The organism is Stenotrophomonas sp. ZAC14D2_NAIMI4_7 (assembly GCF_003086675.1).
Taxonomy (GTDB): Bacteria; Pseudomonadota; Gammaproteobacteria; order Xanthomonadales; family Xanthomonadaceae; genus Stenotrophomonas.
Genome location: NZ_CP025995.1, coordinates 4,175,101 through 4,190,725 on the forward strand (window position 1 = coordinate 4,175,101; position 15,625 = coordinate 4,190,725).

Consider the following 15,625-nt stretch of genomic DNA (forward strand, 5'->3'; position numbering starts at 1 on the left):
ATTCCGCTACTTTGCCGAGACCCGCCAGACGACGTCGCCTACGTCATCAGCCACCAGCAGGGCGCCTTCGGCATCCATCGCCATGCCCACCGGGGCGCCCATCAGGGTCTTTTCATCCTTCGATGCAAACCCGGTCACCACCGGTTGCGGGCGGCCGGTCGGCTTGCCGTCCTTGAACGGTACGTACACCACTTCGTAGCCGCTCAGCGGTGAACGGTCCCAGCTGCCGTGTTCGCCGATGAACGCGCCGCCGTGGTACTTCGCGGGCAGCGACTGGCCGGTGTAGAACAGCAGGCCCAGCGGTGCTACGTGCGAGCCGATGGCGTAGTCGGGCTTGATCGCCTTGGCCACCAGATCGGGCCGCTGCGGTTGCACGCGCTCATCCACGTGCTGGCCGTAATAACTATAGGGCCAGCCGTAGAAGCCATCTTCCTTCACCGAGGTGAGGTAATCGGGCACCAGGTCGGCGCCGATCTCATCGCGCTCGTTGGCCACCGCCCACAGCGCGCCGGTGCTCGGCTCCCAGTCCAGGCCGGTGGGGTTGCGGATGCCCGATGCGTAGATACGGCTGCCACGGGTGGCCACGTCCACTTCCAGCACCACGGCACGGCGGTATTCAACGGCCAGCCCATTCTCGGTGATGTTGCTGTTGGAACCTACGCCCACGTACAGCTTGCTGCCATCACGACTGGCCAGAAGTTCCTTGGTCCAGTGGTGGTTGATGGTGCTGGGCAGGTCGGTGAACTCGCGGCCCTTGTCGGCCATGCGGGTGGCACCCGGCACGTACTGGTACTGCATGATGTTGCCAGTGTTGGCCACGTACAGCGTGTCGCCGATCAGCTGGATGCCGAACGGCGAATGCAGGCCTTCGATGTAGACGTGCTGGGTCCAGGTATCGGTGCCCGGCGTGCGCCGCAGCAGGGTGACCCGGTTGCCGCCCTTGCCGGCCTTGCCCGAGCGCGCCTTCACCTTGCCGGCAATCCACTGCTTGGGCGTGGTGACGGGTTCTTCGCCGGGGCCATTGCCTTCCACCACCAGCACATCGCCATTGGGCAGGGTCAGCAGGCGGCGCGGGTGCTGCAGGTTGGCGGCAATGCGCTCGATCTTCAGGCCTTCGGCCACGGCCGGCGCCTGACCTTCGGCCCAGCCCACGCCCTTGGGCACCTGCATGGGCGGCATGAGGAAATTGGCCGGCTTGGGCAGCGGCGGCTGCGGACCGGACTGGTCGGCCGGGTGATATTCGGCCTTGCCTGCGCAGGCGGCCAGCATGACCGCCAGGGAAAGGATGCCCAGCGTGGGCAGAATGCGCTCAGCCATGACGACCTCCCTGCAGCACCGGGGCCTGCAGTGACAACAGGATGTAGCCGATCGCGATCAGAGCCACGGTCAGCGCGGACAGCGCGGTGCCCGGCACGGCCACCGCGTAGGCGTCGCGGCTGTGCACAAACGCGTTCCAGATGGCCAGCACGATGGCCAGCAGATTCAGCACGAAATCCACACGGTCCACGCCGGTGGCGGTGCTGTTGCGGCGCCACACCGCGAACAGGTTGATCAGGCGCGGAATGATGGCGATCAGCAGACCGAAGGTGATCAGCCAGGCGGCGGACTTGCCCCACATCACCTCGGCGGTGTTGAGGTAGAGGATGTCGAAGATCAGCGCGGCGACGAAGAAGCCGAACGGTATGGGGTTCAGCAGGCTGAAAAGCGTTGTACCCAAGCCGCGATGGGCCTGGGCGACGGGGTTGACCATGGTCGTGCTCCGATGGGGGAAGGACTGCACGGGCCGTAGTAGCACAAGCGGCCGGGAGGCAACGCGATGATGGCGGCTGGGGCCACGGCCGGGCTTGGATGGATGTGCCGGGACACACCCCGCGGCTTGGCTTGGAATGCCGGGCGATGCGGACTGCTTTGCATTGGTAGAGTCGAGCTTGCTCGACTGCTCTTGGCTACGGCAGTCGAGCAAGCTCGACTCTACGAAGGGCCGGAGCAGTCGAGCTTGCTCGACTCTACGGTCGCGCGTGATCAGGGTACATGGACCAGGTGCAGGGTGTAGTCGAAGCCGCCATCGGCTTCGGTGATGTCGACATGCATCACCAGATCGCTTCGCCCCTCTCCCTCCGTGTACAGGTCGACCAGAACCTGCCAGTGATGCCCGTACCACTGGCACACCGAGGATTCCCAGCTCGTCTCCGGCAGCGGCACCAGGGTTTCGCCGTAGTCCTGGAGGATGCCGGTGATGGCCTCCCACGTATCGGCGGTGCGCAGGTACACGTTTGCCGTCTGTGGCGGGCGGCCGGCTGCGATTTCGTTGGCCATCCAGGTCAGGACGGGGCGGAACGCCGCATCCACGGGGCCGTCGCTGCTTGAGTCTTTGCTGACCATCGGTAGTCCTTCAAAGGCAGATCGCATGTTTGGCGCGGACGGTTCGTGCCAACCAAGGTTGGCACCTACCAGGCTGATGGGCGCCCGATGGGGGCGCGATCATTCGAGCGTCAGGCTGGCGCGGCGCGCGGTGCGCAGCGGGATCAACATGGCGGCGGCAAACACCACCAGGAAAGGTGCGGACAGGATCGCGGCGTCCTTGCTGCCAAACGCGATCAGGTTCAACTGCAGATCGCCAATCCACTCCAGCCGCATGAACACCAGTATCAGACCGCCGAAGGTGGGGCACGGCAGGCCACCGTGGCCGGCCATCAGCAGCGTGGGCGACAGCAGCGCGGCCAGGAAGGCGAAGCCCGCCCGATACAGCCACGGGTTGCCCTGCCAGCGCGGTGCACGCCGCCACATCAGCACCAGCAGGGCCAGTGGCAGCAGCGGTGCCAGCAGCACCAGCGCCAGGATCATGGCCATGCGGTTTCACCCACGGCGCGGTGTTGTGCCATCAGTCCGTGCATGCCCTTCCCCTGTAGACGTCCTTGAGCGGTGCATTGTTGCGGTTGTGGCCGCCAGTGCAAGCCCCTGTCGCAACGCGTGGCTGCGGACGGCCAGTGCCAACCAAGGTTGGCACCTACCAGAGCGTGCGGCGGGGCGCGGTTGCGGACGGAGTGTGCCAACCAAGGTTGGCACCCGCCAGAGCATGCCGTGGCGGCGTAACGATTCGTTGCGCGGGCGATGACGCGGGTGAAAGGCGCCCAGCGCTACACTCGCCCCAGTGCTTCATGGAGGATCACACATGCGCCTGCTGCATCTCACCCTGCCGGTGTCGAATGTCGAGACCGTGGCGGACTATTTCCGCAACGTGCTGCAGCAGCGCGTGGTCGGCCACCATGTGCATGTCGGCTGGAGCACGATCGACCTGCAACCGGCCGGCAACCACCCCACCGGCGGCGTGCATCTGGCCTTCAACGTGCCCGACAATCGTTTCGCCGCAGCGATGGCGTGGCTGCGCGAGCGCACACCACTGCAGCGCAATCCCGAAGGCATTGATTACTTCGCGCTGGAAAGCAACTGGCAGTCGCAGTCGGTGTATTTCACCGGCCCCGACGGCCTGATCCTGGAGCTGATCGGGCGCAGGCGCCTGCCGGCCGGCACGCATACCGGCGCCTTCCACGGCAGTGAACTGCAGTGCCTGAGCGAGGTAGGCCTGCCCAGCGATGATGCGGATGCAGTACGTGCCGCCGCCAGTGCTTGCTTCGGCCTGCAGCCGCTCAGTCCGCCGTCGGCGCAGTTCGCGCCTATGGGCGACGACGAGGGCCTGTTGATCGTGGTGGCCGCCGACCGCCGCTGGTTCCCCGAACAGAAAGATCTGCCCAACGCACAGGGCCTGGTACTGCAGATCGGTGGAGTGGTTGGCAGTGGTGAGCTGCACGACGACGCGCGTGGCTGGCGGGTCGTTGCCACCTGAGCCAGCCGCCACGCCCAGCGCCCCCTAACGACGCCGCTGGGCGTCGATCTGCGCATGCAGCGCGCGCAGCTGGGCGACGTTGCTTTCAAGCACCTGCATGTCCGCATCCACCAGCGCGGGCCAGTCGGGCGCATGCCCCAGCAGCTGTGCCACCTGCTGCTGGGGTGCGCGATCGAAGCCCTCGCCCAGCACCTGCAGGTAACGCACGCGGAAGCCTTCCGGATCCTGCTGGTCCAGCGCGTACAACTGCACGGCCAGCAGCCCGGCGTAGAGGTAGTTGACCAGGTAGTTCGGGTCTTCATACATCAAGCGCTTGCCGATCCAGGCATTGCGCAGTTCCGGGTAGCGCTGCGGCTGTTGGCCATAGCGCGCCAACACCTGCCCGGTAAGCTGGTCCAGATCATCGGCAGTGCCCAGGGTGTTGTTGGCCACGCCCTGGTAGATCGATCGCTCCAGCTGCGCTTCTTCGGCCGACGTGAACACCTGCAGCACCATGTCGTCCAGCAGCGACTTGAGGTAGTACGCCTTGGCACGCGGATCCTGCGCCTGCTGGTACAGCCGGTCACGGAAGCGCAGCTCGTTGTAGATCGCAAACGCTTCGGTCAGCCACGCGCTGCCATTGAGCTGCAGCGGCGATGCATGGTTCCGCTGCATCCACTGCCCGTGCAGGCTGTGCCCGGCTTCGTGGACGATCTCCACGTCGCTTTCCAGATCTCCACTGCGCTGGCCCACGAACAGCAGCGCGGGTGCATCGGGCGCAAACACCGGGAACGCATCCTGGCTGCGCTGGCCGCGCGCGGTGTCCAGGTCCATCCGGTGGCTGGCAGGATCCAGCAGCGTGCGCAGCTCTTCCACGTAGGCCGGGCCCAGGTGCTGCATGGCGTCGGCGGCGGTGTCGCGCAGCTGTTGCAGGGTCAGCACGGGCGGCACGTAGCCGGCATCGGGCACCGTGGTATCCCAGGGCTGCGGGTTCGCCACGCCGTTGTTTTCTGCATGCCGCAGCAGCTGCTGCTGGTAGGCATCGCGCTGTGGGGCATGGCGCTCCACCGCGGCCAGCGTGGTCTGCACGGTGGCGGTGTCCAGCCCCATGTGGCGATAGCCACGCTCGGTAGCCGAAGCGTGGTCCTGCAGCTGCGAGGCGCTGTCGTTCACCTGCACCAGCCCCAGCAGCACCGACGCCATCGGATCGCGCCGCGACTGCAGGCCTTGCCGGTAGCCCTTCCAACCTGCCTCGCGCAGCGCGCGGTCGGGCTGCTGGGCAAGCGCCAGCCGGTCGGCACCGGTGTCCCACTGCCGCCCCTCGCCCTGCAGTTGCGGATAGACGGCCGTGCGCATGATCTGTCGGCGCAGCCGTGCGAAGCTGTCCATGGCCGGGCCGGCCAGCGCATCCACCGCGTCATCCAGCGCGGCGTTACTGGGCAGGGCGGCTTCCTCCTGCGCGCGCTCGCGCAGGAACGGGTAGGCGTTGGCCCAGGCGGCATCGGCCGGCGCCGCATGCAGGGCCGCCCTGCCGGCGCGGGCAATGCTGCCGCACAAGCCCATCACCTGGTCCAAGGCCTGCGCCGGGCGACGACCGCGGGCATCGCGGCCGGCCTGCAGGTGCAGATAGGCATAGTGGCGCAGGCACTGCGCCTGCAGCTGCTCGGCCTGCCGGAAGCGCACGGCGGGATCGCTCCCGGTCGCCGCCTGCAGCGCCGCCGTCTGTTCGGCCAGGACGGAGCGCGCGGTCTGCTCGGCACTGGCGCTGGCGAAGTACGCGCGGTCATCGGCGTGCAGCGCCTGCGCGCTGGCGGTGCCGGTGGCAAGCAACAGCGCGGCGACGTGGGCGAAGGTTCGCATCCTGCGGATGTTCATGGCATGTCCTTGTAGCGTCGAGCTTGCTCGACTGCGGGAAATTACAGTCGAGCAAGCTCGACTCTACCGGGGCGTGGGTCGAGCAAGCTCGACTGTACCGGGGGCGCGAGGCCGGCGCTGTTCAGATCGATTCATCGGCCCGGCTGACCAGCGTCCAGCACGGGGTGCGGGCGAAGGTGTAGACCTGCTGGTCGCTGGTATCGGGGGTGCGCATCAGCACCTGCATCTGCCCATCGGCCTGCGCGGTGACGGTCATTTCACGGCCACGGCCGGACAGACCGGCCGGATCCGGCATCACCGGCCATTCGACCTCGGCCAGCGGCACCTGCTTTTCCACGGTCTTCGGCTCGGGCTCGGCACCGGCATCGACGTAGCTGTCGCGCAGCGGGTCGGCGGTGGCCGCTTCCTGCAGCGCGATCTCGTTGCCGAAATGCTTCAGGAAGGTATCAAACTGCTCATGGGGGCAGGCCGGCGTGGCGGGCGCTGCCGGGGCGGCTGCGGGGGCGGCGGCCTGTGCCGCGGCGGGCGCAGCGTCTGCAGGTTGCGCCTGCGGGGCCTGCGGCGTCTGCGTACAGGCGGCCAGGGCAAGACTGACGACAGGGGCCAGCAGCACAAGGGAACGGCGGCAGCACATGGGATCATCCTGATTCCGGTTCGGTCGCACCATCCTACCCTGCGCCGTACAATCGCGTTTTTCCGATCCCGGCCCTGCCATGCGCGCCCTGTTCCTGTTGATTGGCCTGTTGCTGCCCGCGCTGTGGCCGGCCGTTGCGCTGGCCGTGGAAGCGCGGCCGGGCGATCTGCTGTTCGTCAGCGCCGGCCAGACCGGCCTGAGCGCCGCCATCAACGATGCCACCGCCCGCGAAGGCGGCACCCGCTTCGACCATGTGGCGCTGGTGGCCGATGGACCGGGTGAACTGCAGGTGCTGCACGCCGATGAAAAGGGCTCGCGGCAGCAGACGCTGGCGGAGTTCCGCCAGGATGCACGGGACAAGCAGCGGCAGATCGTGGTGTACCGCCTGCGTGCGGCGCCGCCGCAGGTGCTGGCCGATGCCATCGCCACGGCGCGCACGATGCTGGGCAAGCCGTACAACACGGCCTATGTGTTGAACGAGGACAGCTACTACTGTTCGGATTTCATTGAACGCGCGTTCCGCACGCACCATGTGTTCGCGCTGCAGCCGATGAATTTCCGCAATCCGCAGACCGGCAGGATTTCCCAGCACTGGGTGGATCTGTATGCCGGCATGGGCATGGCGGTGCCGCAGGATCTCCCCGGCACCAACCCCAACGACATGGCGGCCACCCCCGCGCTGCAGCGGGTAGGCCTGCTGTAAACACGCCTGCTGTAACAGACGAAGCCCCGCACCAGGCGGGGCTTCATCGTTCAAGCGTGTGCTGCACGCGGGTCATTCTTCTTCGTCTTGCCCGCCCTGCTGCTGGTTGCGCTGGTTGCGCTGCTGCTGTTCCTGCTGCTGTTGCTGCTGCTGGTCGCGGCCACGCCCCTGCTGCTGATCCTGCTGGTTCTGCTGGCCCTGCTGCTTCTGGTTCGGGTTCTGGTTCTGCTGTGCCATGTCCGATCTCCAAATGCCACGCGCGGAATGCGGTGGACGTGCGCATGGTCTGCAGCCGAAGGTTAACCACGCGTTGCAGCGCGGCCATGGGCGCGTGCACGGCGGTGAATGAACACGCGCGGGCCCTTGTGCCACAAGCGCATGAAGGATTCATGCGGGTTGCGCATGTGCTTATGCCGGTCGCGCGCCACGCCCATTAAGGTGAGCAGGCGCTTGCTGGCTGCGCGGGCGCCGACAATCGACTGATCTTCCCGGCGCCGAGCGCGCGAAGGACATGGGGCCCTCGTACGCGTGCTGCACGCATACCTTCAACGGCGTGCGCTTTGGCGAAGACGACGCCGGCTGACCGCCTACGCCTTTGGTCCGATTTGCAGCCGCCCCCGGCCGCGCCTATCGTCGGGCTGACCCTTGGCGGAGACACGCATGGCCCACGACAGCACAGCACGGCCTTCCTACGACCAGGCCCTGGCCGACTTCGATCTGGCGCAGTGGGAAGCGCGCCTGCAGGGCGATCTGCAGACCGGTGTGAATGCCTGCGTGGAATGCTGCGACCGCCACTGTGGGCGCAATGCCACCGCGCTGCGCTGGGTGGATGCGCAGGGGCACCTGCACACCTTCACCTTCGAACAGCTGCGCGAGGCCGCTGCGCGCGCCGCGAACGTACTGGCCGACGCTGGCATTGCCCGTGGCGATGTGGTGGCCGGTCTGCTGCCGCGCACGCCCGATCTGCTGGCGGTGATCCTGGGCACTTGGCGGCTGGGTGCGGTCTACCAACCGCTGTTCACCGCGTTCGGGCCCAAGGCCATTGAAACGCGGCTGACCACCGGGCGCACCGCGCTGGTGGTGACCGACCTGGCCAACCGCAGCAAGCTGGACGGGGTGAGCGGGTGCCCTGCCGTAGCGACCATCGCCGACGCCGGGCAGCGCGTGGCCGACGGCGATATCGACTGGCTGGCCCGCACCCGCCAGGCACCCGCCGAGCGGGCCCCGGTGATGCTGGGCGGTGACGACCTGATGGCCCTGCTGTCCACCTCGGGCACCACCGGCAGCCCCAAAGGCGTGCCGGTGCCACTGCGTGCCCTGCTGGCTTTTGCCAGTTACATCGAACTGGCGGTGGATCTGCGCGCCGACGATGTGTTCTGGAACATTGCCGATCCGGGTTGGGCCTATGGCCTGTACTACGGGGTCACCGGCCCGCTGCTGCTGGGTCATGCCACCACCTTCAGCGAAGCCGGCTTCAGCGTGGCCGGCCTGAACCAGATCATCCAGCAGCTGGGGGTAACCAACCTGGCGGGCTCGCCCACCGCCTACCGGCAGATCATCGGTGCCGGTCCTGCGGCCAGCGCCGGCATCAAAGGGCAGCTGCGGGTGGTCAGCAGCGCGGGCGAGCCACTGAATCCGGAAATCGCCCGCTGGTTCCGCGAACACCTGGGCACCACGGTGCTGGACCACTATGGGCAGACCGAAACCGGCATGGTGGTGAACAACCACCACGCGCTGGCGCACGCGGTGCGGCCCGGTTCGTCCGGCTTCGCCATGCCCGGCTACCGGGTGGCGGTGCTGGATGAGCACGACAACGTACTGCCGCCGCGCACGCCGGGCATCCTGGCGGTGGATGTGCAGCAGTCGCCCATTCTCTGGTTCACCGGCTACTACGGCGCCGAGACACCCGCGCTGCGCAATGGATGGTACCGCACGGGCGATTCGGTGGAGTGGGAAGACGATGGCTCGATCAGTTTCATCGGCCGCTCTGATGATCTGATCACCTCGTCGGGCTACCGCATCGGACCGTTCGACGTGGAGAGCGTGCTGATGGAACATGATGCGGTGGCCGAGGCCGCGGTGATCGGCGTGCCCGACCCGGAACGCACCGAGATCGTGAAGGCCTTTGTGATCCTGCGCGATGGCCACAGCGGCAATGAAGGGCTGGCCACGGAGCTGCAGCAGCACGTGCGTTCGCGCCTGTCCGCTCACGCGTATCCGCGCCTGGTGGAATTCGTGGCGCAGGTACCGAAGACGCCCAGCGGCAAGGTGCAGCGCTTCCTGCTGCGCAAGGCCGAGATCGAGAAGCAGACCGCGGGGTCGTAGCGTCGAGCAGGCTCGACCCTACAGAGCGGGAAAGCAGTCGAGCGAGCTCGACTCTACGGGGCGACGGGGTCGCCCCAGGCGCGCTACGGCATCACCGGCGGCACGTAGGTCAGGGTCATGCCCAGCAGCCACAGCAGGCCCAGCACCAGCGGGATGTGCACCAGCAGCTGGATGAAGGTGAAGCCCACGATATCGCGTGCCTTCAGGCCCAGCACGCCCAGCAACGGCAGCATCCAGAACGGGTTGATCAGGTTTGGCAGCGCTTCGGCGGCGTTGTAGACCTGCACCGCCCAGCCCAGGTGCGCCTTCAGTTCGTTGGCGGCCTGCATGACATACGGCGCTTCGATGATCCACTTGCCACCGCCGGAGGGCACGAAGAAGCCCAGCACGGCAGAGTACACGCCCATCACCAGAGCGAAGGTATCGGTGCTGGCCACGTGCACGAACAGGCTGGACAGCCGATGCGCCAGGGTCTGCCCATCACCACCGGCGGCATGGGTGAGGATCATCGCGATGCCGCCGTACAACGGGAACTGGATCAGCACGCCGGTGGTGCTGGGCACCGCCTTGGCCACCGCGTTGAGGAAACTGCGCGGCCGCCAGTGCAGCAGCAGACCCAGCGAAATGAACAGGAAGTTGTAGGTGTTGAGGTTGGCGATGGCGGTGACCACCGGCTTGCTGGCGAATTCGTTGAACAGCCAGCCGAAGGCCAGCAGCGAAAGCAGCACGGTCAGCAGCGGGCTGTATTCCAGCCATTCACCGGGGCGGGTGCGCTGCTGCAGCGGTTCCGGCTCGGCCTGCGCGGCGCCGGGGAAATCTTCGGCGGTGCGTGCACTGCCGGCAGCCGGTGCGGTCAGCCAGGCGATCAGCAGCGAAACCAGGATCAGGGCCGCGGTCAACGCGATCGACTGCCACAGGAAGATGGTTTCAGTGAACGGCAGCACGCCGGTGATTTCCACCAGGCCCGGCGGCATGCTGGCCGGGTTCGCCTGCAGCTGCGCCGCCGATGAGCTCAGGCCCATTGCCCACACCGCGCCCAGGCCCAGGTAGGCCGACGCACCTGCGGCGCGGTAATCCATGCGCAGTTCGCTGCGGCGGGCCAGCGCACGCACCAGCAGACCGCCGAACACCAGCGAGAAGCCCCAGCTGAGCAGCGAGGCCAGCATGCTGACCAGGCCCACGTACACCACCGCGCCACGGCCGGTGCGAGGCACCCGGGCCAGGAAGTCGATGAAGCGGGCGACCACGGGGGCAGTGGCCACCGCATAGCCGCCGATGACCACGAAGGCCATCTGCATGGTGAAGGGGATCAGGCTCCAGAAGCCATCGCCGAAGGCGCTGGCGGTGGCCTGCGGGGTCGAGCCGAAGCCCAGCGCCGCCAGCGCAACGATGACCACGCCCAGCACCGCGAACACGTACGCATCGGGGAACCACCTTTCCGCCCAGGCGGCGGAGCGCAGCGCTGCACGCGCCATCCAGCCGTCCTGTACTGCAGCCGTCGAGGCCATCGCCTACCCTCCCAGGTTCGATGGCCCGATTCTGGGCGGTGGGGTGCGGGCTGTCAGCCACCTATTGGTCGTAGGTGACCGCCCGCCGGGCACGGCCCGGCGCTACCGGTTCGGCCGAGGATTCCGCCCCGTGCATATGGCGCGGGCTATCGCCGGGGCATGCTCGGCGGTCTTCTCAGCGCAGCGCCAGATCGGCGGCGATACCCGCAAACAAGGCCGCGCCCACCCAGTTGTTGTGCAGGAAGGCCTTGAAACACGGCCCGCGCTCGCGGTTGCGGCAGATCCAGAATTCATACGCCACCAGCACGGCGGCAACCGCCACCCCGGCCAGGTAGTACCCGCCCAGCCCGCCGCGCACGCCCACCAGCGCCATCGTGGCCAGGAACAGCGCATACAGCACGCCCTGGATGACCAGGTCCAGTTCACCGAACAGGATCGCGGTGGAATGCGAGCCCATTTTCAGGTCGTCCTCGCGGTCGACCATGGCGTACCAGGTGTCGTAGGCGGTGGACCACAGGATGTTGCCGGCGTACAGCAGCCACGCCAGCGTGGGCACCTCGCCCTGCACGGCGGCGAAGGCCATGGGAATGCCCCAGCCGAAGGACATGCCCAGGTACACCTGCGGCAGATGGGTGTAGCGCTTCAGGTAGGGGTAGCTGGCGGCTAGGAACACGCCGATGAAGCTCAGCCCGATGGTCAGGCCGTTCAGGGTGAGCACCAGCGCGAACGCCACCAGCATCAGCACTGCGAACAGCACCAGCGCCGCGCGGCCGCTGATCGCACCGGTGGCCAGCGGACGGGCCTTGGTGCGTTCCACGTGCGGGTCGAGCCAGCGGTCGGCGTAGTCGTTGATGACACACCCGGCCGAGCGGGTCAGCCACACGCCGGCAGTGAACACGAACAAGGTCCACAGCGGCGGCAGGCCGCCGGCGGCCAGCCACAACGCCCACCAGGTGGGCCACAGCAGCAGCAGCGTGCCGATCGGGCGATCAGCGCGCATCAGGGACCAGTAATGACGCCAGCGCGGCGTCGGCGCCGAACGCGGCGCGGAAAGGGGGGTATCAGCCATCGCACTAGGATACTCCTGTGCCCTGCGGCCGACTTTGCAGCCGGGGGGAGATTTGTGCGGCGAAACTGGATAGAATGCCCCTCCCGCACCGTCTCCATGGCGCTGCGATGCCCGCCCCGGCACTGGCCGACGGTGTGGCAGTTCTACAACGCGCCCGTAGCTCAGCCGGATAGAGTAGTGGCTTCCGAAGCCATTGGTCGGGGGTTCGAATCCCTCCGGGCGCGCCATCTTCGTGTCGGCTACGGCCTGCCAAGCAGCGGGCAGATTCGCCCTCCGCATGTCTCCCGTCTCAGTTCATGCGTTCCGCAGGGCGCAGAATGTAGCTCTGCACTCCTGCTCCCTTCGCATTGAGTAGACTCGCTGCCATGGGTATCGCCTTGCCAGCACAGGACAACCTTGGCGTCGGCCTCTATTCCTACGCCGATGCCGCGCGCTTCATTGGCGGCAGCTCGTCGGAGCTGCGTCGGTGGCTGAAGGGCTACCAGGGCCGGAAGCACGGAAATCCTGAGGTCCACCCTCCCCTGTGGAAGTCGCAATGGGCCGATTCAGAGATCGACGGCATTGGCTTCCGCGATCTGATCGAGCTGCGCTTCGTCCGCACGTTCGTCGCCTGTGGCGTGCCACTCAACCTCGTGCGGCGAACCATTGTCGAGCTGAACGAACGGCTCGGTAAGGAGTACCCCTTCACCAGCACCAGCTTCAAGACCGACGGGCGCCGCATTTTCATGGAACTGGTGGGCGACAGCGGCGATGCCGCACTGGTGGATGTGGTGAAGCGCCAAGACGTGATGCGCAGGGTCATCGCACCGTCACTGTGTGACGGCATTGAACTGGGCATCGATGATCGTGCCGAACGATGGTTCCCACTGAAGGGCTCCCGCGCGGTGGTGTTTGATCCCCAGCGCAGTTTTGGTCAGCCCATCCTTTCCGAATCGGGCGTTCCCACCATCGCCATTGTCGAGGCGATGCAGGCCGAAGGTGGCGACGAGCGTCGCGTGGCACGACTGTATGACCTGCCTCTGGCTGCAGTGAAGAAAGCACTGCAGTTCGAGAATCGAGCCGCGCCTTGAAGGCGCAGATCGATGAGAATCTTCCGCCCGCGCTTGCCCGGGCCATCGACGCCATTGCAGGTGCGGACGAACACGAAGTCTTCCACGTAAGGGAGTTCGTGAAACCTGGCACGACCGACCTGGAACTCTTCGACGCGGCCACCCAGCGCGGCATCCGCGTACACGTCACCCAGGACCATCACCATCGCAAGCCTGCAGAACGCGAGGCCATTGCACGCCTCCGCCTGACCGTATTCGTTCTGGCCAAGGGATGGAGCACGTTCAACCACTACAAGCGCGCCGCGCGGCTTCTGGAGTGGTGGCCGAAGATGATGCAACAGGCCGAACTCGTACAACCCGGCGCTATGTTCCGCGTACCGCACGCCAGGGCCTCGGGGGGACGCCTGACCCAGATCAAGGTGTCGCGGTAATCGACTGCAGCGTCACCCCTCGTCATCCCTGAATCCATGCTGCGCACGCAGCGCCGGGTCGGTCTCGATCATGAACATATGCAACAGGTGCTTGTGGTCCCGCGACCAACTGCCCTGCAACTGCCGCCACGACGCCGCATCCACGCGCGGCAGTTTCCGCTCCAGGTAATAGATGCGGCTGTCGTCGCGGGAGAACCCATCGTTCAGCAGTCGCCAGCGTGCGCGATCCACCCCGGGCAGCGGTTTGCCATCGCAGTAGACATGGGTGTCGTCCAGTGCGAACAGCGGGTCAAGCGGAGAAATCTGCAGCCGGTCACCCCGCCGGCACTGCTTCATGCGCCGTCCGCCGTACCAGCCGCCATGGTCATCGGCGCCGTAGGCACTGCCCAGACTGCGGAAGGTGGTGCAATCGGCATCTGCCAGCGCTTTCAGCGATGTTTCGTACTCGAAGTACACATGGCGGTTGTCCAGCCAGTAATCGCCGCACTGGCGGAAACTGTCGCGGTCGATGCCGGGCAGCCGGGTCCAGGCGTGGTAGACCGCATGCGCGTCGCGCGCGATGAAGTAGTGGGCGGGAATGAACTCGAACGTGGCCGCATCGGCCTTGCGCAGCAAGCGGCCCTGGTGGAAGACCTGGCCTTCGTGGATTCGCCAGTACTCGATGCCGTAGGGGCCTACGAATCGTTGGTCAGGAAGGTCGCTGATCTTCTGCCATGTCATGGGGTGAGGGGTCCTTGGTCTCTGCGTCCAGAGTATCGCAGGCGCCAGCAGCAACGCCGGGCATGGCCCGGCGTTGCGTTGCATTTGAAGCAGTCGAGCATGGCTCGACTCTACAAGAGCCGGTCAGTAGGTGCCGTCGAAGGCGAAGATCGGCTTGCGCTGCTTCCAGGTGCCGGCGGTGAAGTCGGGGAATTCCAGCGTCTGGAAGCCGTTGGCGATGGACTGTTCACTCAGCGGGGTGATCGCACTCCAGGTCACCGCGTCGTAGATGTCGATCGGCATCGGTGCCTTGGCCTTCAGCGCTTCCACGAACGCATGGATGACGAACCAGTCCATGCCACCGTGGCCGGCGCTGGCTGCAGTATCGGCGTTCTGCTTCCACAGCGGGTGTTCGTACTTGTCCTGGTATTTCTTGAACGCTTCCCACTGGTGCGGCGGGCTGCGGCCTTCGATGTGGATCGAATGGTTCACATCCATCCACAGGCCCTTGGTGCCCTGCACGCGGAAACCCATCGAATACGGGCGCGGCAGCGAGGTGTCGTGCTGCAGCAGGATGGTTTCGCCGTTCTCGCAGGCCAGCGTGGTGGTCACGATGTCACCCAGCTTGAACTTCACCTTTGTACTGGGATGGGTGGTGCCACCACTCTTGGCCACGGTGTAGTCATGCAGGCCACGGGCCTTGGTCGCGAAGGCGTTGATGTGGGTGAAGCGGTTGCCGCGGTTGATGCCGGTGTACATCGCACACGGGCCGATGCCGTGGCTGGGGTACAACTCGCCGTTGCGCTGCACCGAATGTTCGGTGCGCCAGCGTGCTTCGCTCCAGCCCTTGGGGCCGAACTCCACGCCGCTGTCGTAGGGCTGGTTGGGATCACCGGAATTGAACTTCACCCCGCGCAGGTCGTGCTGGTAGCCGGCCTGCAGGTGCACCAGTTCGCCAAACAGGCCCTGCCGCACCATCTGCAGCGCGGCCATCACGTCGCGGCGGTAGCAGACGTTTTCCAGCAGCATGTACGGAGTGCCGGTGCTCAGCTGGGTCTTCAACACGTCCCAGTGGTCCTGCAGGGTGATGCCGGCCACGACTTCACAGCCCACGGCCACGCCGGCCTGCATGGCGGCAATCGCCATCGGTGCGTGGTATTCCCACGGCGTGGCGATGACCACGCCATCGATGCCCTTCTGTTCCAGCAGCCGCTTCCACGCGTTGCTGTCGCGGTCCTGGCCGTAGGTCTTCGGCGCGGGCTTGCCGGCCTTGGCCACCATGTCCATGGCGCGCCCCAGCATGATGGGTTCGATGTCACACAGGGCGACGACCTCCACATCATCGCGGCGCACCAGCTCTTTCAGCAGCACCAGGCCACGCATGCCGGTACCGATCAGGGCCAGGCGCACCTTGCGCCCGCGTGCCCAGGCGGGGGTCTGCGGCAGCAGGCTGCTGGCGGCGATGGCGGCACCGGCCGCGATGAATTCCCTACGTTGCATGGCTCTCAC

16 protein-coding genes and 1 tRNA gene are annotated in these 15,625 nt (G+C 66.5%); 6 read left to right on the forward strand and 11 right to left on the reverse strand.

The window, feature by feature from the left end:
- Window positions 1-6: 6 nt before the first annotated feature.
- From C1922_RS19000 to C1922_RS19015, 4 genes are all read right to left on the reverse strand, one after another.
- Entirely contained in the window at window positions 7-1,317 is a 1,311-nt protein-coding gene (locus C1922_RS19000) for a sorbosone dehydrogenase family protein (RefSeq protein ID WP_108751200.1), read from the reverse strand.
- Window positions 1,310-1,750, reverse strand: a complete 441-nt coding sequence (locus tag C1922_RS19005) for a DUF2231 domain-containing protein (RefSeq protein WP_108751201.1) — start codon at window positions 1,748-1,750, stop codon at window positions 1,310-1,312. Before C1922_RS19005 ends, C1922_RS19000 begins: the two co-directional genes overlap by 8 nt.
- A gap of 272 nt (window positions 1,751-2,022) precedes the next feature.
- A complete protein-coding gene (locus C1922_RS19010) occupies window positions 2,023-2,382 on the reverse strand; it encodes a hypothetical protein (protein ID WP_108751202.1) in 360 nt (119 codons plus the stop codon).
- Window positions 2,383-2,481: 99 nt separating this feature from the next.
- Window positions 2,482-2,850 carry a hypothetical protein gene (locus C1922_RS19015; RefSeq protein ID WP_108751203.1) on the reverse strand — a complete coding sequence of 123 codons (369 nt, stop codon included), beginning with the start codon at window positions 2,848-2,850 and terminating at the stop codon, window positions 2,482-2,484.
- A 322-nt stretch (window positions 2,851-3,172) separates the two neighbouring features.
- Between C1922_RS19015 and C1922_RS19020 the strand changes: the two genes are divergently transcribed.
- Window positions 3,173-3,844 carry a VOC family protein gene (locus C1922_RS19020; RefSeq protein WP_108751204.1) on the forward strand — a complete coding sequence of 224 codons (672 nt, stop codon included), beginning with the start codon at window positions 3,173-3,175 and terminating at the stop codon, window positions 3,842-3,844.
- A gap of 24 nt (window positions 3,845-3,868) precedes the next feature.
- Here C1922_RS19020 and C1922_RS19025 read toward each other — a convergent pair whose 3' ends face one another.
- Window positions 3,869-5,683 carry a M3 family metallopeptidase gene (locus C1922_RS19025; RefSeq protein ID WP_108751205.1) on the reverse strand — a complete coding sequence of 605 codons (1,815 nt, stop codon included), beginning with the start codon at window positions 5,681-5,683 and terminating at the stop codon, window positions 3,869-3,871.
- Between the two features lie 136 nt (window positions 5,684-5,819).
- Window positions 5,820-6,332 carry a hypothetical protein gene (locus tag C1922_RS19030; protein WP_108751206.1) on the reverse strand — a complete coding sequence of 171 codons (513 nt, stop codon included), beginning with the start codon at window positions 6,330-6,332 and terminating at the stop codon, window positions 5,820-5,822.
- A gap of 79 nt (window positions 6,333-6,411) precedes the next feature.
- Between C1922_RS19030 and C1922_RS19035 the strand changes: the two genes are divergently transcribed.
- Window positions 6,412-7,035 carry a YiiX/YebB-like N1pC/P60 family cysteine hydrolase gene (locus C1922_RS19035; RefSeq protein WP_108751207.1) on the forward strand — a complete coding sequence of 208 codons (624 nt, stop codon included), beginning with the start codon at window positions 6,412-6,414 and terminating at the stop codon, window positions 7,033-7,035.
- Between the two features lie 72 nt (window positions 7,036-7,107).
- Here the strand turns inward: C1922_RS19035 and C1922_RS20570 are convergent, their stop codons facing one another.
- Entirely contained in the window at window positions 7,108-7,272 is a 165-nt protein-coding gene (locus C1922_RS20570) for a hypothetical protein (RefSeq protein ID WP_005414774.1), read from the reverse strand.
- Between the two features lie 423 nt (window positions 7,273-7,695).
- Between C1922_RS20570 and C1922_RS19040 the strand changes: the two genes are divergently transcribed.
- Window positions 7,696-9,360, forward strand: a complete 1,665-nt coding sequence (locus tag C1922_RS19040; RefSeq protein ID WP_108751208.1) for an AMP-binding protein — start codon at window positions 7,696-7,698, stop codon at window positions 9,358-9,360.
- An 83-nt stretch (window positions 9,361-9,443) separates the two neighbouring features.
- Here the strand turns inward: C1922_RS19040 and C1922_RS19045 are convergent, their stop codons facing one another.
- Complete coding sequence (locus C1922_RS19045) at window positions 9,444-10,868, reverse strand: TIGR00366 family protein (protein ID WP_199912203.1); 1,425 nt, start codon at window positions 10,866-10,868, stop codon at window positions 9,444-9,446.
- Between the two features lie 175 nt (window positions 10,869-11,043).
- Complete coding sequence (gene ubiA / locus C1922_RS19050) at window positions 11,044-11,937, reverse strand: 4-hydroxybenzoate octaprenyltransferase (protein WP_108751210.1); 894 nt, start codon at window positions 11,935-11,937, stop codon at window positions 11,044-11,046.
- 150 nt (window positions 11,938-12,087) lie between these two features.
- Here ubiA and C1922_RS19055 point away from each other — a divergent pair.
- The 3 genes from C1922_RS19055 (at window position 12,088) to C1922_RS19065 (ending at window position 13,417) form a co-directional block, all read left to right on the forward strand.
- Window positions 12,088-12,164, forward strand: a tRNA-Arg gene (locus C1922_RS19055).
- Window positions 12,165-12,302: 138 nt separating this feature from the next.
- Window positions 12,303-13,007, forward strand: a complete 705-nt coding sequence (locus C1922_RS19060; protein ID WP_108751211.1) for a DUF433 domain-containing protein — start codon at window positions 12,303-12,305, stop codon at window positions 13,005-13,007.
- On the forward strand, window positions 13,004-13,417 hold the full coding sequence (locus C1922_RS19065) for a DUF5615 family PIN-like protein (RefSeq protein WP_108751212.1): 414 nt from the start codon (window positions 13,004-13,006) through the stop codon (window positions 13,415-13,417). Before C1922_RS19060 ends, C1922_RS19065 begins: the two co-directional genes overlap by 4 nt.
- Window positions 13,418-13,429: 12 nt before the next feature.
- Here C1922_RS19065 and C1922_RS19070 read toward each other — a convergent pair whose 3' ends face one another.
- Together C1922_RS19070 and C1922_RS19075 are read right to left on the reverse strand one after the other, a co-directional pair.
- Entirely contained in the window at window positions 13,430-14,137 is a 708-nt protein-coding gene (locus C1922_RS19070; protein ID WP_108751213.1) for a DKNYY domain-containing protein, read from the reverse strand.
- 123 nt (window positions 14,138-14,260) lie between these two features.
- Window positions 14,261-15,616: a Gfo/Idh/MocA family oxidoreductase gene (locus C1922_RS19075; RefSeq protein ID WP_108751214.1), complete on the reverse strand. Its 1,356-nt coding sequence runs from the start codon at window positions 15,614-15,616 to the stop codon at window positions 14,261-14,263.
- Window positions 15,617-15,625 lie beyond the last annotated feature (9 nt).

What these genes read in the sequence shown, in the direction of transcription:
- C1922_RS20570 (WP_005414774.1), bottom strand. Translation starts at nt 7,272, where the DNA reads ATGGCACAGCAGAACCAGAACCCGAACCAGAAGCAGCAGGGCCAGCAG.
- C1922_RS19070 (WP_108751213.1), bottom strand. Translation starts at nt 14,137, where the DNA reads ATGACATGGCAGAAGATCAGCGACCTTCCTGACCAACGATTCGTAGGC.
- C1922_RS19075 (WP_108751214.1), bottom strand. Translation starts at nt 15,616, where the DNA reads ATGCAACGTAGGGAATTCATCGCGGCCGGTGCCGCCATCGCCGCCAGC.
- C1922_RS19015 (WP_108751203.1), bottom strand. Translation starts at nt 2,850, where the DNA reads ATGGCCATGATCCTGGCGCTGGTGCTGCTGGCACCGCTGCTGCCACTG.
- C1922_RS19035 (WP_108751207.1), top strand. Translation starts at nt 6,412, where the DNA reads ATGCGCGCCCTGTTCCTGTTGATTGGCCTGTTGCTGCCCGCGCTGTGG.
- C1922_RS19025 (WP_108751205.1), bottom strand. Translation starts at nt 5,683, where the DNA reads ATGCGAACCTTCGCCCACGTCGCCGCGCTGTTGCTTGCCACCGGCACC.
- C1922_RS19010 (WP_108751202.1), bottom strand. Translation starts at nt 2,382, where the DNA reads ATGGTCAGCAAAGACTCAAGCAGCGACGGCCCCGTGGATGCGGCGTTC.
- C1922_RS19045 (WP_199912203.1), bottom strand. Translation starts at nt 10,868, where the DNA reads ATGGCCTCGACGGCTGCAGTACAGGACGGCTGGATGGCGCGTGCAGCG.
- C1922_RS19000 (WP_108751200.1), bottom strand. Translation starts at nt 1,317, where the DNA reads ATGGCTGAGCGCATTCTGCCCACGCTGGGCATCCTTTCCCTGGCGGTC.
- C1922_RS19030 (WP_108751206.1), bottom strand. Translation starts at nt 6,332, where the DNA reads ATGTGCTGCCGCCGTTCCCTTGTGCTGCTGGCCCCTGTCGTCAGTCTT.
- C1922_RS19020 (WP_108751204.1), top strand. Translation starts at nt 3,173, where the DNA reads ATGCGCCTGCTGCATCTCACCCTGCCGGTGTCGAATGTCGAGACCGTG.
- C1922_RS19005 (WP_108751201.1), bottom strand. Translation starts at nt 1,750, where the DNA reads ATGGTCAACCCCGTCGCCCAGGCCCATCGCGGCTTGGGTACAACGCTT.
- ubiA (WP_108751210.1), bottom strand. Translation starts at nt 11,937, where the DNA reads ATGGCTGATACCCCCCTTTCCGCGCCGCGTTCGGCGCCGACGCCGCGC.
- C1922_RS19060 (WP_108751211.1), top strand. Translation starts at nt 12,303, where the DNA reads ATGGGTATCGCCTTGCCAGCACAGGACAACCTTGGCGTCGGCCTCTAT.
- C1922_RS19040 (WP_108751208.1), top strand. Translation starts at nt 7,696, where the DNA reads ATGGCCCACGACAGCACAGCACGGCCTTCCTACGACCAGGCCCTGGCC.